The organism is Micromonospora sp. Utrum1 (assembly GCF_057197805.1).
This window is the reverse complement of sequence record NZ_CM170071.1, coordinates 936,888-951,209: the sequence shown is the minus strand read 5'-3', so window position 1 is coordinate 951,209 and position 14,322 is coordinate 936,888. Positions and strand designations below refer to the sequence as shown.

General features: G+C 72.3%; 14 protein-coding genes. 5 read left to right on the top strand and 9 right to left on the bottom strand.

Features of this window, described 5'->3' with window-relative positions; translation table 11 throughout:
- Position 1: 1 nt before the first annotated feature.
- From AC0OLQ_RS04830 to AC0OLQ_RS04820, 3 genes are read right to left on the bottom strand one after another with little or no spacing between them, the layout of a single operon-like run.
- Positions 2 to 901 carry a sugar ABC transporter permease gene (locus AC0OLQ_RS04830; protein ID WP_484530345.1) on the bottom strand — a complete coding sequence of 300 codons (900 nt, stop codon included), beginning with the start codon at positions 899 to 901 and terminating at the stop codon, positions 2 to 4.
- Positions 898 to 2,538 carry an ABC transporter permease subunit gene (locus tag AC0OLQ_RS04825; protein WP_484530344.1) on the bottom strand — a complete coding sequence of 547 codons (1,641 nt, stop codon included), beginning with the start codon at positions 2,536 to 2,538 and terminating at the stop codon, positions 898 to 900. Before AC0OLQ_RS04825 ends, AC0OLQ_RS04830 begins: the two co-directional genes overlap by 4 nt.
- A complete protein-coding gene (locus tag AC0OLQ_RS04820) occupies positions 2,538 to 3,788 on the bottom strand; it encodes a sugar ABC transporter substrate-binding protein (RefSeq protein ID WP_484530343.1) in 1,251 nt (416 codons plus the stop codon). Before AC0OLQ_RS04820 ends, AC0OLQ_RS04825 begins: the two co-directional genes overlap by 1 nt.
- Before the next feature lie 197 nt (positions 3,789 to 3,985).
- Here AC0OLQ_RS04820 and AC0OLQ_RS04815 point away from each other — a divergent pair, with 197 nt between their 5' ends.
- From AC0OLQ_RS04815 to AC0OLQ_RS04805, 3 genes are all read left to right on the top strand, one after another.
- The gene (locus tag AC0OLQ_RS04815) at positions 3,986 to 5,056 is read left to right on the top strand and encodes a LacI family DNA-binding transcriptional regulator (RefSeq protein ID WP_357334969.1); all 1,071 of its coding nucleotides are present in this window, start codon (positions 3,986 to 3,988) and stop codon (positions 5,054 to 5,056) included.
- Between the two features lie 163 nt (positions 5,057 to 5,219).
- On the top strand, positions 5,220 to 6,854 hold the full coding sequence (locus AC0OLQ_RS04810; RefSeq protein WP_484530342.1) for a glycoside hydrolase family 13 protein: 1,635 nt from the start codon (positions 5,220 to 5,222) through the stop codon (positions 6,852 to 6,854).
- Positions 6,855 to 7,018: 164 nt separating this feature from the next.
- Positions 7,019 to 7,381, top strand: a complete 363-nt coding sequence (locus AC0OLQ_RS04805; RefSeq protein WP_484530341.1) for a VOC family protein — start codon at positions 7,019 to 7,021, stop codon at positions 7,379 to 7,381.
- Positions 7,382 to 7,384: 3 nt separating this feature from the next.
- On the opposite strand, the gene AC0OLQ_RS04800 is transcribed toward AC0OLQ_RS04805, so the two are convergent.
- The 6 genes from AC0OLQ_RS04800 to AC0OLQ_RS04775 form a co-directional block, all read right to left on the bottom strand.
- Positions 7,385 to 7,822 carry a hypothetical protein gene (locus tag AC0OLQ_RS04800; RefSeq protein WP_357334960.1) on the bottom strand — a complete coding sequence of 146 codons (438 nt, stop codon included), beginning with the start codon at positions 7,820 to 7,822 and terminating at the stop codon, positions 7,385 to 7,387.
- Positions 7,823 to 7,896: 74 nt separating this feature from the next.
- Positions 7,897 to 8,271 (bottom strand): GntR family transcriptional regulator, encoded by a 375-nt coding sequence (locus AC0OLQ_RS04795; RefSeq protein ID WP_484530340.1) that lies wholly within the window; start codon positions 8,269 to 8,271, stop codon positions 7,897 to 7,899.
- Positions 8,268 to 9,200: a YihY/virulence factor BrkB family protein gene (locus AC0OLQ_RS04790; protein ID WP_484530339.1), complete on the bottom strand. Its 933-nt coding sequence runs from the start codon at positions 9,198 to 9,200 to the stop codon at positions 8,268 to 8,270. Before AC0OLQ_RS04790 ends, AC0OLQ_RS04795 begins: the two co-directional genes overlap by 4 nt.
- Positions 9,201 to 9,257: 57 nt before the next feature.
- Complete coding sequence (locus AC0OLQ_RS04785) at positions 9,258 to 9,839, bottom strand: 2'-5' RNA ligase family protein (RefSeq protein ID WP_357334951.1); 582 nt, start codon at positions 9,837 to 9,839, stop codon at positions 9,258 to 9,260.
- Positions 9,840 to 9,862: 23 nt separating this feature from the next.
- On the bottom strand, positions 9,863 to 10,888 hold the full coding sequence (gene trpS, locus AC0OLQ_RS04780) for a tryptophan--tRNA ligase (protein WP_484530338.1): 1,026 nt from the start codon (positions 10,886 to 10,888) through the stop codon (positions 9,863 to 9,865).
- A gap of 33 nt (positions 10,889 to 10,921) precedes the next feature.
- Positions 10,922 to 11,947 (bottom strand): hemolysin family protein, encoded by a 1,026-nt coding sequence (locus AC0OLQ_RS04775; protein WP_484530337.1) that lies wholly within the window; start codon positions 11,945 to 11,947, stop codon positions 10,922 to 10,924.
- 230 nt (positions 11,948 to 12,177) lie between these two features.
- Between AC0OLQ_RS04775 and galE the strand changes: the two genes are divergently transcribed.
- Positions 12,178 to 13,107: a UDP-glucose 4-epimerase GalE gene (gene galE, locus AC0OLQ_RS04770; RefSeq protein ID WP_484532271.1), complete on the top strand. Its 930-nt coding sequence runs from the start codon at positions 12,178 to 12,180 to the stop codon at positions 13,105 to 13,107.
- 55 nt (positions 13,108 to 13,162) lie between these two features.
- Entirely contained in the window at positions 13,163 to 14,320 is a 1,158-nt protein-coding gene (galK, locus tag AC0OLQ_RS04765; protein ID WP_484530336.1) for a galactokinase, read from the top strand.
- Positions 14,321 to 14,322 lie beyond the last annotated feature (2 nt).

The window sequence follows — 14,322 nt, the reverse complement described above, 5'->3', positions numbered from 1 at the left end:
CTCAGCCTTTGACTGCTCCGGCGGTCAGGCCGGAGACGATGTAGCGCTGGAGCAACTGGAACACCAGCACCGTCGGGACGGCGGTGAGCAGGGTGCCCGCCGCGAACATCCCGAAGTTGTTGTTGCGCTCGCCCGCCACCAGGCCGAACATGCCGACCGCGAGGGTCTTCGACTCGGTGTTGGTGAGGAACACGTTGGCGATCATGAACTCGTTGATCGTGCCGATGAACGACAGCAGCGCGGTCACCGCCAGGATCGGCGCCACCAGCGGCAGCATGATCCGGAAGAAGACCTGGGCGTGCGAGGCGCCGTCCATGGTCGCCGACTCGTCCAGCTCCCGCGGCAGGGTGTCGAAGAAGCCCTTCATCAGCCAGGTGTTCACGCCCAGCGCGCCACCCATGTAGAGCAGGAACAGGCCCCACGGGGTGTTGAAGCCGATCACCGGCCACAGGTCGGTGACCGTGGTGAAGATCAGGAAGATCGCCACGATGGCCAGGAACTGCGGGAACATCTGGATCAGCAGCAGCGCGAGCAGGCCGACCCGGCGCCCGGCGAAACGCATCCGGGAGAACGCGTACGCCGCGAGCGCGGACAGGAAGATCGACAGGAAGCTGGCCGCACCGGCGATCAGCAGCGAGTTGAGGAACCAGTGGCCGAAGGCGGTCTTCCGGAACAGGTTGCTGAAGTTCTCGGCCGACGCCCCGGTCGGCAGCAGCTCGGTCGAGGAGAGTGTGCCGAGCGGGTTGAGCGCCGCGGAGAGCACGAACAGGATCGGGAAGAGGCTGAAGACCACGGCCAGCACCCCGACGAGGTGCCGCCAGCCCACCCGGGCGAACCAGCGGTTCCTGGACCGGCCCCTCGCGTTGCGGTTGGCGACGGCGGCGTTCGCGTGGGTCGTCACGAGTACACCTCCTCCTGCTTGCGGGTCCGCCGGAAGCTGATCGCCGACACCGTGGCCACGATCGCGAAGATGAAGACCGAGACCGCGGCGGCCATGCCGAACTCGGCGCCCTGGGCGCCGAAGGCCAGCCGGTAGGTGTAGGTGATGAGCAGGTCGGTGGCGCCGTTGGTCGGGTTGTCCGCCGGGAACGGCCCGCCCTCGGTGGTCAGCCAGATCGCGTTGATGTTGTTGAAGTTGTACGCGAACGACGCGATCAGCAGCGGCGAGAGCGCGACCAGCAGCAGCGGCAGGGTGACCGACCGGAACGACTGCCACGGGCTGGCCCCGTCGACCGAGCTGGCCTCGGTCAGCTCCCGCGGGATCGCCTGGAGCGCGCCGGTGGCCACCAGGAACATGTACGGGTAGCCCAGCCAGAGCTGCACCAGCAGCACCGCGAGCCGGGCCGTCCACGCACCGCCGAACCAGTCGACCCCCAGCCCGAACAGGTTGTTGACCAGGCCGAAGTCGGTGTTGAACATGTCCCGCCAGACCAGCAGCATCGCGAACGACGGCATGGCGTACGGCAGGATCAGCAGCACCCGGTAGAAGTTGGTGCCGCGCATCCGGGGCGAGTGCAGGGCGAGCGCGATGGCCATGCCGAGCAGGAAGGTGAGCCCGGTCGAGCCGATCGCGAAGGCGAAGTTCCACAGCAGCGTGCCGAAGAACGGCCCGGAGATGTTCGGGTCGGTGAGCACCCGGCTGAAGTTCTTCAGCCCGACGTTGACCTTCCAGCCCTGGGTGAGCCGATCGCCGTCGGCGGCCACGAAGGAACCGGTCGCCGGGTCGGCGGTCCAGGTCTTGCCGGTCTCGCTGTCCTTGACGCAGTCGCAACCCGCGTCGTACGCCCGGACGGCCGTGCCCTCGTAGGCGCGGGACAGGCCGTTGGAGCGGACGGCGCCGCCGGCGGTCGGCACCACCAGGTCGGTGATGTCCTTGCTGCGGCCACTGGCCTGACCGAAGTTGAGCACGGTGAAGCCGGCAGCGTCGGTGATCTTGCCGGTCGGACTGACCGTGACGTCGCCGGCGTCGAGCTTGCGCAGGCCCTCCGCGTCACCCGCGAAGACCTCCCTGGTCTTCGGGTCGCTGAGCAGGAAGACCAGCGCGCCGGTTGCCGGGTCGCCCTTGGTGGCGATGGAGAGGGAGTACTCGGTGGAGCCGGGGACCTGCTGCACCGAGGAGGTCTGGATGGCGACGATCGCGTCGTCCTTGCTGCCGCGGTGGCCGTCGCCGAAGTTCGTGAACGCGGTGCTCGCGGTGTAGAGCACCGGGAAGACCTGGAAGGCGATCAGGAAGAGCGTGCCGGGGACCAGGTACTTGGCCGGGATGTGCCGGCGGGTCAGGTAGAGGTAGAACAGGCCGGCGGTCGCGGCGGCGAGGATCCCCAGCCCGACCCAGTGCTCGGCCTCGACGAGCGGGAACGCCGCCCAGATCGCGATCCCGGCCACCAGGCCGAGCAGGACCACCTTGACGACGAGGCCGGTCGCGGTGATCGGCGCGTGGTTCCGCGCGGTACGGGATGTGCGCGGGAGCCCGCGGCCAACGGGCTCCCGGCCCGGGGCCTGCTCAGCAGACCCCGGGCCGGACAGCGACGTGCTCATTACTTGATCTGACCCGCGATGGTCTTGCCCGCGGCGGTGATCGTCTTGGCCGGGTCGGCGCCACCGATGATGGCGGCCTCCGCCTTGCCGAACGGGTCCCAGATCGCGGCCATGGCCGGGATCGCCGGGAGCACCTGGCCGTTCTTGCCGGCCTCCTGGAACTTGGCCAGGTCGGCGTCCTCACCCTTGACCTGGTCGAAGGCGGCGGTCAGCGCCGGCGGGCGCGGCTCGGCCTTGTACAGCGCGACGGCCAGCTCCGGCTTCGTCACGTAGTTGGTGACGAACTCCTGCGCCAGGGCCTTGTTCTTGCCCTTGGCGGCGACGTAGAACGCCTGGACGCCCACGAACGGCTGGGCCTCCTTGCCACCGGCGAAGCCGGGGACCGGGGAGATGTCGTACTTGATGTTCGCCTTCTTGGCGTCGGCGATGGCCCACGGGCCGGAGACCAGGAAGGCGCACTTCTTGCCGGTGAAGGTGGCGATGGAGTTCTCGCCGGTGATGGAGCGCTTCAGCGCGCCGTCGCCCTTCTCACCGAGCTTCGCGATCTTCTGGAAGGCGGCGATCGACTCCGGCTTGCCCACGCCCAGGTCCTTCGGGTCGTAGTCGCCGTTGGCGGTGGTGCCGAACAGGTAGCCGCCGCCCGAGGTGTACAGCGGGTACACGTGGTACGCGTCGCCGTTCTGGCCGGACTGGAGGCAGAGGATCTCGCTGGCCTTCTTCTCAGCCTTGAGCTTCTTGCCGGCGGCGACCAGGTCCTCGATCGTCTTCGGCGCCTCGGGGGCAAGCTCGGTGTTGCGGATCAGCGCGATGTTCTCGGTGGCGTAGGGGACGCCGTAGAGCTGGCCGTTGAAGGTGACGGCCTTGATCGCGGTCTCGTTGAAGGCGCTCTTCTGCTCGGCGGCGAGCTGCACCGGGTCGATGGCGCCGTTCTGGACCATGTTGCCGATCCAGTCGTGCGCGCCGACCACGACATCCGGGCCGCTGCCCTGCTGCGAGGCGGTGACGAAGTTGGTCTGCAGGTCCTTGGAGACGGCCTGGACCTCGACGGTCACGCCGTTCTCCTTGCCGAACTCCTCGGCGAACGGCTTCAGGGCCGCGGTCCGCTTGTCGTCGGCCCAGATGACCAGCTTGCCGCCGGTGGCCTTGGCGGACTCCTTGGCGGCCGGCTTGTCGCCGTCACTGCCGCCGCAGCCGGACCCGGCGAGCGCCAGGCCGAGGACAGCGACCACACCCGCGGTACGGATGCGCATCGGTACTCCTGTCGTCATGGCGGCCCGCCGGGGGAAGGGCGGCCCGCCAGTGGAAAGCTCGAAAATTTCTTGCTGACCGGCGCGGGGTGCTGCGCCGCTGCTCTCGCATGTTGCGGGGACGTTAGCAAGAGGTTGCAGATAATGGAAGGGCTTGCAGGAGCGTACGCAAGAAGTTGCCGGTGAGCTAAAGTGCCGCCATGCGCGCTCGACTGTCCGACATCGCCCAACAGGCCGAAGTCAGCGAGGCCACGGTGTCGCGGGTGCTCAACGACCGCCCCGGAGTGGCCCCGGAGACCCGGCAGGCCGTCCTCACCGCCCTCGACGTGCTCGGCTACGAGCGCCCCGCCCGGCTGCGCAAGCGCAGCGCCGGGCTGGTCGGCCTCGTCGTGCCCGAGCTGGACAACCCGATCTTCCCGGCCTTCGCCCAGGTCATCGAGTCGACGCTGGCGCAGAGCGGGTTCACCCCGGTGCTCTGCACCCAGACGCCCGGCGGGGTCACCGAGGACGAGTACGTCGAGATGCTGCTCGACCGGCAGGTCTCCGGGATCGTCTTCGTCTCCGGGCTGCACGCCGACACCGCCGCCAACCACGACCGGTACCGCGCGCTGATCGCCCGCCCGCTGCCGATCGTCATGATCAACGGGTACGCGCCCGGCATCGCTGCGCCCTTCGTCTCCTGTGACGACGGCGAGGCGACCGAGCTGGCCGTCGCCCACCTGGTCGCCCTCGGCCACCGGCGGATCGGCCTGATCACCGGCCCGGACCGGTTCGTGCCGGTGCAGCGCCGGGTGACCGGCTTCCGCGCCGCGATGGCCCGGCTGGTCGGCACCACCGAGGCGGAGGTCGGCGAGCTGGCCGAGCTCTCCCTGTTCGGCGTCGAGGGCGGCGAGGCCGCCGCCGGCCGGCTCATCGAGCGGGGCGTCACCGGCCTGGTCTGCGGCTCCGACCTGATGGCGCTCGGCGCTATCCGGGCCGCCCGGCAGCGCGGCCTCGCCGTCCCCGACGACGTCTCGGTGGTCGGCTACGACGACTCTCCGCTGATGGCCTTCACCGACCCGCCGCTGACCACCATGCGCCAGCCGGTCGCCGCCATGGCGGTGGCCGCCGTCCGGGCCCTGGTCGACGAGATCAACGGGCACGCGGCCCCGAACTCCGAGTACGTGTTCCGCCCGGAGCTGGTGGTGCGTGGCTCGACCGCGGTGGCCCGCGCGGCCGACACCGGCGGCGGCGCGAAGCGCCAGCGCTCCACCCTCGCCGTCCCCGCCTGACACCGCGACGATCCGGCGACTGGCCCCGCCCGCCGTCATTTCTTGCGCAAGGAATGCTTGACTCTTGCAGCGCAAGAGCGGCATTCTGCTCAGACACCCTGCGCCCACCACCAGCCCGCACCGGGCACCGCCGTCCCGCGCCACAGAACGGGGATCCTCACCGATGACCTCCGCCCCCCAGCCCACGCCGCTGACCGCCGACAACGACTGGTGGCGGTCCGCGGTCGTCTACCAGGTCTACGTCCGCAGCTTCGCCGACGCGAACGGGGACGGCGTCGGGGATCTCCAGGGCATCCGGCAACGCCTGCCCCACCTGCGCGACCTCGGGGTGGACGCGCTCTGGCTGACCCCCTTCTACACCTCGCCTCAGGTCGACGCCGGCTACGACGTTGCCGACTACCGGGACGTGGACCCGCTCTTCGGCACCCTCACCGACTTCGACGCGATGATCACCGACGCGCACGCCCTGGGCCTGCGGATCATCGTGGACCTGGTGCCCAACCACACTTCCAGCGCCCACCCGTGGTTCACCGCGGCCCTCGCCGCCGGCCCCGGCTCCCCGGAACGCGAGCGCTACCTCTTCGCCGACGGCAAGGGCGAGCGGGGCGAACTGCCGCCTAACGACTGGGAGAGCATCTTCGGCGGCCCCGCCTGGACCCGGGTCGCCGACGGGCAGTGGTACCTGCACCTGTTCGACCCGGCCCAGCCCGACCTGAACTGGCGCCACCCGGAGGTACGCGCCGAGTTCGAGGACATCCTGCGGTTCTGGCTCGACCGGGGCGTGGACGGCTTCCGGATCGACGTGGCGCACGGGATGATCAAGGCGGAGGGGCTGCCGGACGTCGGCTTCAACTCGATGACCACCGGCCAGCGCCAGTCCGAGCTGCTGGGCAAGGGCCGGCTGCCGTACTTCGACCAGGACGAGGTGCACGACATCTACCGCGCCTGGCGGCCGATCCTGGACAGCTACCCGGGCGGCCGGATGGCGGTGGCCGAGGCCTGGGCGGAGACCCCGCAGCGGCTGGCCCGCTACATCGGCCCGGACGAGCTGCACCAGGCGTTCAGCTTCGACTTCCTCGACGCCACCTGGTCGGCCGACTCGTTCCGCAAGGTGATCGACACCGCGCTCGCCGAGTCGACCATCGTCGGGGCGCCGACCACCTGGGTGCTCTCCAACCACGACCGGCAGCGGCACGTCACCCGATACGGCGACGGCAAGGTCGGCCTGCGCCGCGCCCGGGCCGCCGCCCTGCTGATGTTCTCCCTGCCCGGCTGCGCCTACGTCTACCAGGGCGAGGAGCTGGGCCTGCCCGAGGTGCTGGACCTCCCCGACGAGCTGCGCCAGGACCCGGCGTTCCTGCGCACCGGGGAGAGCCGTGACGGCTGCCGGGTGCCGATCCCGTGGAGCGGCGAGCTGGCCCCGTACGGCTTCGGCCCTGAGGGCAGCGAGCTGAGCTGGCTGCCGGCCCCGGCGACCTGGCGTGCCCTCTCGGTGGCCGCCCAGGCCGGCATGGCCGGCTCGACGCTGGAGCTCTACCGGACCGCGCTGCGGATCCGGCACGAGCACCCGGCGCTGGCCGGCACCGGCGGCATCACCTGGCTGGAGACCGAGCCCGGGGTGCTGGCGTTCCGCCGAGCCGCCGGGGACGCCGAGCTGACCTGCGTGGTCAACCTCAGCGGCGCGGAGGTGACGATCGCCGGCCACGGCCGGCCGGTCGTCGCCAGCGCCGACCTCACCGAGCGGGGCGACGGGCATGTCCTGCCGGTGGACGCGGCTGCGTGGTTCGAACGGCGCTGAGCCGGGTAACCCGCCATTGACCTGGTCGTCCGTTGTGCCCCGCGCCGACGGGCGGCTGGGCTACCGACCCCTTGTGGTGGGGGGTGAGGTGGCACCGGCCCCTCGGGGACTTCCGTTCCCGGGGGGTCGGTGTCCATCTGGGACCGTGGGGGTACCACGGGGTGATGACCGCACACGTGGCGCAGTACACCCTCGACGTCAGCGACCTCGATCGCATGGTCCGGTTCTGGTCGGCCGCCCTCGGCTACACCGTCCGCCGGGGCGACGACGGCAGCGCGAGGCTCTATCCGCCGCCCGGCCGGCCCGGCCCCACCTTCTGGTTGCAGGGCAGCGGCACCCCGAAGCAGGGCAAGAACCGGCTCCACCTGGACCTGGTCTCCGACGGCGACCCGGCGGCCGAGGTCGACCGGCTGCTGGGGCTCGGCGCCCGGCACGCCGACGTCGGGCAGACCGGCACGGAGGGCTTCGTGGTGCTGGCCGACCCGGAGGACAACGAGTTCTGCGTGCTCGAGAGGCCGCCGAACTGAGCCTCAGGCGCCCCTGGCGGTGAGCAGCTGGGCGATCCGGGCGAGCCCGGCCCGGACCTCGTCCCGGCTGGGCGGCGCCACCGGCTCGGGCTCCCGCTCGGCGGCCAGCTCCAGCTCCTCGTCGATGACGTCCTCGAAGTCGCCGTAGAGGTCCGCCTGGTCGATCCGGGCCGCCTCGTCGTCGGCGGCGATCTGCGCGGCGGCGATCTCGCTGCGGATCTCCTCGGGCGTGAGCGCCGGCAGCAGCGGCTCCACCACCGCCATCAGCTGCTCCTCGGCCACCACCGCCTCGGCCAGGGCGAGCGCGTGGGGCCGCTCGTACGGGCCGCAGACCACCGGCTCCCACTCGTCGTCGTCGCCGAGCGGGCCGAAGGTGATGATCCACGGCAGGCCCAACATCGGCGAGTCGTCCGGCAGGTCCAGTGTCACGAGTGCGCCCACCGGCCCATCATGGTCGGTCGCGGCGCGGACGTGGGCCTCATTCACGCCAACTCCCCCCTCTCCGGCGGTCGCTCTCACCCGTGCGTACCGGCGTCCAGAGCCGCACGGACCAGGGCGACGGCGCGGTCCGGCGGGACGCCCAGGCGGAGCGCCTCGGCGGCGTACTCCGTGGCGGCGCGGTGCAGGCGGTCGGTGGCGTCGTCGCGCCCCGGGGCCACCACGGTGCCGTGCCGGCCGCGGGTCTCCACCAGCCCGGCGGATTCCAGCTCCCGGTACGCCCGGGCCACGGTGTTCACCGCCAGGCCCAGGTCGGCGGCGAGCTGCCGGACCGCGGGCAGCCGGGTGCCGACCGCCAGCCGACCGTCGCCGATCATGCCGGCGAGCTGTCCGCGCACCTGCTCGTACGGGGGCACCGCCGAGTCCTGGTCGATCCGGATCCTGGTGCTCATCCCGCCCCTCCCGGCGTACCCGGGTCGGTCTCCTCGTCAATCTCCACGTCCACGTCCCGTCCGCCGCCGTCGGCCAGGTCCACCACCCGGCCGTAGCGGCTGGTGGCGGCCAGGGCGGCGCCGAAGAGCACCATCTGGTTGAGCAGGTAGAGGTAGAGCAGCAGCCCCACCGCCGTGGCCACCACCGTGTAGGCCGGGTTCCGCTCGGTGCGCACCACGTAGTAGCGCCCGACGGTGTTGAGCAGCGTGATGCCGATGGCGACCGTCAGCACGGCGGGGCGCAGCCGGCGGCGGCTCATCCGCAGCCGCGGCACCGCCACCAGCATCGCGGTGGCCAGCACCGCGTTGACCAGCACGCTGAGCACCGCGCTGACCGTGGTCAGCCCGACCGATCCGGTGCTGCGCAGCAGGAAGCGCAGCAGCGATTCCAGCGCGTCCACGGCGGCCACCGAGACGCCGAGCAGCACGAAGACCGCGACCAGCACCCCCAGGTCGACCAGGCGGCGGACCACCAGGTTGCCGGGCTGCTGGTTGAAGCCGTACATCAGCCGCTGCGAGGAACGGATCGCCTCGACCCAGCCGATGCCGGTGAAGACCAGGATGACCAAGCCGACCACGCCGACGGTGTTGCTGCTCTCGGCGATCTGCTGGGGGTCGAGGAACGGCAGGTTCACCTCCAGGAAGTCGGCCGCCGCCCGGCTGACCTCACGGTTGTCCTGGAGGATCGTGCCGAAGATCCAGTAGCCGACCAGGGCCAGCGCGAACACCGCGAAGAAGCCGTAGTAGGCGATCGCGGCGGCCAGCCGGCCGGCGAGCAGGTCGGCGTAGAGCGTGCCGGCGCGCCACACGTGGTCGAAGGCCGACGACCGGACGCGGACCGCGTCGATGCGGCGGCCCAGCGCGGCCTCGATCCGGCCGATGACGTTCACCCCGCCATCCTCGCCGATCTCCGGGCCCGGCGGTGGCCGGCAGGTCGCCTGCTCAGCTCAGCCGCCGAGGCGGAAGTCGCGGCGGGGCTGCCAGCGGGTCGCCCCGCTGTGCGAGAAGAGGGTGAACGCCTCCACCTCGAAGAGCGCGGAGAAGTCGGCCAGGTCCTCGTACGCCTTGTCGAGCACCTCGGGCGGCACGTCCTGGGCCACCGTGACGTGCGGGTGGTAGGGGAAGCGCGCCTCGCGGTGCAGCTCGGGGGCCGCGTTGATGGCGGCGGCGAGCAGTTCGCACTCGCTGATCCCGGCGGCCACCGCCACGAACACCACCTGGGTCACCGGCCGGAACGTGCCGGTGCCCCGCAGATGCAGGGTGAACGGCAGGTGGGTGGCGGCCACCCGGGCCAGGTGCTCCTCGACGGCGGGCAGCGCGCGCACCGGGATCTCGGTGGGCCCGAGCAGGGTGACGTGCGCCGGAACGGCCTGCGGGTCGCCGGCCTCGATCCGCCGGCGGGTGAGCATCCCGCCCCAGGGCTCAGGGATGTCGACCGCGATCCCGATCTGGATGGTGTCACCGGCGTCCGGCGCCCCGTCCCTGCCATCCACGCTGCGCGCCACCCCTCCGGCCACCGACTGCGTCACCCGTTCCCGCCGTGCCCGGGCCGCTACTCGAACCGAACCGGCGGGAAGAAGCCGATCCGCTCGTACGCGGTGCGCAGCGTCGCGTCGGCGACCGCGCGGGCCTTCTCCGCGCCGTGCGCGAGCAGCTTGTCGAGCTGCGCCGGGTCGTCCAGGTAGGCGCGGGTGCGCTCCTGGATCGGGGTGACGAACTCCCGGACCACCTCGGCGAGGTCCTTCTTCAGGTCGCCGTAGCCCTTGCCGTCGTACGCGGCGACGAGGTCGTCGATGCTCCGGCCGGAGAGCGCCGAGTAGATGGTGAGCAGGTTCGAGATGCCCGGCTTGCCCTCGGCGTCGAAGACGATCTCGCGGCCGGTGTCGGTGACCGCCGAGCGGATCTTCTTGGCCGAGCGGGCCGGCTCCTCCAGCAGGTCGATGATGCCGGCCGGGGAGGAGGACGACTTCGACATCTTGGCCGTCGGGTCCTGCAGGTCGGTGATCTTCGCGGTGTCCTTGACGATGTGCGGGGCGGGCACCGTGAAGGTCGGGCCGAACAGCGAGTTGAACCGCTGGGCCAGGTCGCGGGAGAGCTCCAGGTGCTGCCGCTGGTCCTCGCCGACCGGCACCGCGTGGGCCTGGTAGAGCAGGATGTCGGCGGCCTGGAGGATCGGGTAGGTGAACAGGCCGACGCTGGCCCGCTCGCTGCCCTGCTTCTGCGACTTGTCCTTGAACTGGGTCATCCGGCTGGCCTCGCCGAAGCCGGTGATGCAGCCGAGGACCCAGGCCAGCTGCGGGTGCTCGGGCACCTGCGACTGGACGAAGAGGGTGCTGCGCTCCGGGTCGAGACCGACCGCGAAGAGCTGCGCGGCGGCGATCCGGGTGCGCTGCTTGAGCACCTTCGGGTCGTGCCCGGCCGTGATCGCGTGCAGGTCGACCACGCAGTAGAAGGCGTCGTGGCTCTCCTGCAGGGCCACCCAGTGCCGTACCGCGCCCAGGTAGTTGCCGAGGTGGAACGAGTCGGCCGTCGGCTGGATGCCGGAGAAGACGCGCGGGCGGGCGGGTACGTCGGACATGCCGGCAATTCTGTCAGCAAGCCCCGGCGTCCGTCATGACGGGCCGGTGGGTCGGGTGGGCACGGGCGGGAGCGGGGCGGTGACCTCGCGCCGCGGCTCGGGCAGGCGCGCCGGGGAGACCGCGAGGCGGGACACCCGCCGCCCGTCGAGCGCCACCACCCGCAGCAGCCAGCCGCCGGGCGGGTCGTCCGGGTCGGGTCCGCCGGCGTCCTCCGGGTCGACGGCCACCGGCACCTCGTCGCCGGCGACCGGCAGCCGGCCGAGGGCGGCCATCACGAAGCCGCCGACCGTCTCGTACGGCCCGGCGGGCAGCGGCACCCCGGTGCGCTCGGCGAAGTCGGCCAGGTTGAGCCGGCCGTCGACCACGGCGGGCAGGCCGGCGTGACCCGGGTCGGGCGGGGCGTCGTCCTCGTCGTGGATCTCCCCGACCAGCTCCTCGACCAGGTCCTCGCAGGTGACGATGCCGGCGGTGCCGCCGTACTCGTCGACCACCACGGCCAGGTGGTGGCCCTCCCGGCGCATCTCGGTGAGCGCGGCTAGCACCCGCTTGCTGCCGGGGAGCCGCTTCACCTCGCGGGTCAGCTCGCCGACCGTGGCGCGCGGGTCCCGTTCCGGGCGCAGCAGCACGTCGCGCAGGTGGACGAAGCCGGCCACGTCGTCGTGGGTGCCGTCGACCACCGGGTAGCGGGTGTGCGGCTCGGCCCAGACCAGCCGCTCGGCCTCCGCCAGGGTGAGCCCGGTGGCCAGGAAGACCACCTCGGTACGCGGCACCATCACCTCGCGGACCAGCCGCGCGCCGGCCACCAGCACCTCGTCGATGATCCGCCGTTCGTCCGGGTCGAGCAGCGTGTTGGCCGCGACCAGGTCGCGCAGCTCGGCCTCGCTGATCCGTTCCCGGCCGGCGGTCGGGCTGGCCCCGAGCAGGTCGGTGACCAGGCGGGTGGCGCCGTCGGCGGCCCGTACGACGAGCCGGGCCACGGTCCGGGCCACGGGTCCCGGTTCGCGTCTGGGCCGCCCCGACGAGCGTCGCCGGGGCCCGGGACCACCTCCCTCCCGCATGAGAAGGATGGTAGACAGCGGACGCCGCACGCCTCGGGCGATGTTCGGATCTGTTCAATCATGAAGGATTGTGATGGAATGGCAGGCGGCCCCACTCGCAGCCGCGGCACAGCGCGCGGCCGTAGGGTGATCACGGACGGCCGCCGCGACACGCGGCCAGGCAGAGGAGGACCGACGTGAAACTGCTCGTCACCGGCGGCGCCGGCTACATCGGCAGCGTGGTGACCCGGATGCTGCTGGACCACGGTCACCAGGTGACGGTCCTGGACGACCTGCGCACCGGCCACCGGGAGGCGCTGGCCCCCGAGGCGACCCACGTCGACCTGCCGATCCACGAGGCCGCCCGGGTGCTCACTCCGGACGCCGGCTTCGACGGCGTGCTGCATTTCGCCGCCCTGATCGCCGCCGGCGAGTCGATGGTCAAGCCGGAGCTCTACTGGCAGACCAACACCGTCGGCTCGCTCGCCCTGATCGACGCGGTCCGCGCCGCGCGGGTGCCCCGACTGGTGTTCTCCTCCACCGCCGCCGTCTACGGCAACCCCACCGAGCTGCCCATTCCGGAGAACGCCGTCAAGGCCCCCACCAACACCTACGGGGCCACCAAGCTGGCCGTCGACATGGCGCTGACCTCCGAGGCGGTCGCACACGACCTGGCCGCCGTCTCGCTGCGCTACTTCAACGTGGCCGGGGCCTACCGGCACGACGGACGGGCACTCGGCGAACGGCACGACCCCGAGACCCATCTCATCCCGCTGGCCCTCGAGGTGGCCGCCGGCCGGCGCGACAAGCTCCAGCTCTTCGGCGACGACTACCCCACCGTCGACGGCACCTGCGTCCGCGACTACATCCACGTCGCGGACCTGGCCCGCGCCCACCTGCTGGCCCTCGACGCCGCCACGGCCGGCCGGCACCGGATCTACAACCTGGGCAACGGCAACGGCTTCACCAACCGGCAGGTGATCGAGGTGGTCCGCGAGATCACCGGGCACCCGGTGCCGGTCGAGGTGGCCCCGCGCCGCGAGGGCGACCCGGCCGAGCTGGTCGCCTCCTCGGCGCTGGCCCGCGCCGAGCTGGGCTGGGTGCCGGAGAAGCCCACCCTCCAGGACATGGTCGGCGACGCCTGGGAGTTCTACCGCACGCACATCCTGGGGCAGCAGTGAGCGCGAGGAGTGAGCCGGTTTTGCGAGCCCCGCAGTCGCGAACGAAGGAGGACCGGTGAGCGACGTCGCGGCCCGGGCCACCGCCGGGTTCCGGCAGCGGTACGGCGCGGAGCCCGCGGGCCGCTGGGCGGCGCCCGGCCGGGTCAACCTGATCGGCGAGCACACCGACTACAACGACGGCTTCGTGCTGCCCTTCGCGCTGCCGCTGCGTACCGTCGTCGCCGCGGCGGTCCGGGACGACGGGCGCTGGAGCGTCTGGTCGGAGCTGGACGACGAGCCGGTGGAGTTCGGGCCGGCCGAGGCCGACGAGCCCGGCCGGGTCGACGGCTGGGCCGCCTACGTGGCCGGGGTGGTCTGGGCGCTGCGCGTCGCCGGTCACGCCGTCCCGGGCGCCCGGCTGGCCATCGCCTCCGACGTGCCGGTCGGCTCCGGGCTCTCCTCGTCGGCGGCCATCGAGGCGGCGGTGCTCGCCGCCCTGGTCGACCTGGGCGGGCTGGACCTGCCGGCCGACCGCTGGCCGCGGCTGGCCCAGCGGGCCGAGAACGACTACGTCGGCGCGCCCACCGGGATCATGGACCAGTCCGCGGTGATCCGCGGCCGGTCCGGGCACGCGCTCTTCCTGGACTGCCGCACCGAGGCGGTCGAGCAGATCCCGTTCGACCTGGACGCCGCCGGGCTGGCCGTGCTGGTGATCGACAGCCGCGCACCGCACCGGCACGCCGACGGCGAGTACGCCGCGCGCCGCAAGTCCTGCGAGCGGGCCGCGAAGGCGCTCGGGGTGGCCGCGCTGCGCGACGTCGCCGCCGCCGACCTCGACGCCGCGCTGGCCCGCCTCGACGACTCCGAGACCCGCCGCCGGGTCCGGCACGTGGTCACCGAGGACCAGCGGGTGCTCGACACCGTCGAACTGCTGCGCGCCGGCCGGGTCCGCGACATCGGCGCGCTGCTGACCGCCTCGCACGCCTCGATGCGGGACGACTTCGAGATCACCGTGCCGGAGATCGACACCGCGGTCGAGGCGGCGCTGGCCGCCGGGGCGTACGGGGCACGGATGACCGGCGGCGGGTTCGGCGGCTGCGTGCTCGCCCTGGTCGACGCGGACGCCGCCGACGCCGTGGCGGCCGCCGTGGCCGCCGCCTACGCCGACCGCGGTTTCACCGCGCCCGGCACCGTGACCGTCCGCCCGGCCGACGGCGTGACCCGCCTCGACTGAGT

What these genes read in the sequence shown, in the direction of transcription:
- AC0OLQ_RS04825 (WP_484530344.1), bottom strand. Translation starts at nt 2,538, where the DNA reads ATGAGCACGTCGCTGTCCGGCCCGGGGTCTGCTGAGCAGGCCCCGGGC.
- AC0OLQ_RS04820 (WP_484530343.1), bottom strand. Translation starts at nt 3,788, where the DNA reads ATGCGCATCCGTACCGCGGGTGTGGTCGCTGTCCTCGGCCTGGCGCTC.
- AC0OLQ_RS04815 (WP_357334969.1), top strand. Translation starts at nt 3,986, where the DNA reads ATGCGCGCTCGACTGTCCGACATCGCCCAACAGGCCGAAGTCAGCGAG.
- AC0OLQ_RS04810 (WP_484530342.1), top strand. Translation starts at nt 5,220, where the DNA reads ATGACCTCCGCCCCCCAGCCCACGCCGCTGACCGCCGACAACGACTGG.
- AC0OLQ_RS04805 (WP_484530341.1), top strand. Translation starts at nt 7,019, where the DNA reads ATGACCGCACACGTGGCGCAGTACACCCTCGACGTCAGCGACCTCGAT.
- AC0OLQ_RS04795 (WP_484530340.1), bottom strand. Translation starts at nt 8,271, where the DNA reads ATGAGCACCAGGATCCGGATCGACCAGGACTCGGCGGTGCCCCCGTAC.
- trpS (WP_484530338.1), bottom strand. Translation starts at nt 10,888, where the DNA reads ATGTCCGACGTACCCGCCCGCCCGCGCGTCTTCTCCGGCATCCAGCCG.
- AC0OLQ_RS04775 (WP_484530337.1), bottom strand. Translation starts at nt 11,947, where the DNA reads ATGCGGGAGGGAGGTGGTCCCGGGCCCCGGCGACGCTCGTCGGGGCGG.
- galE (WP_484532271.1), top strand. Translation starts at nt 12,178, where the DNA reads ATGCTGCTGGACCACGGTCACCAGGTGACGGTCCTGGACGACCTGCGC.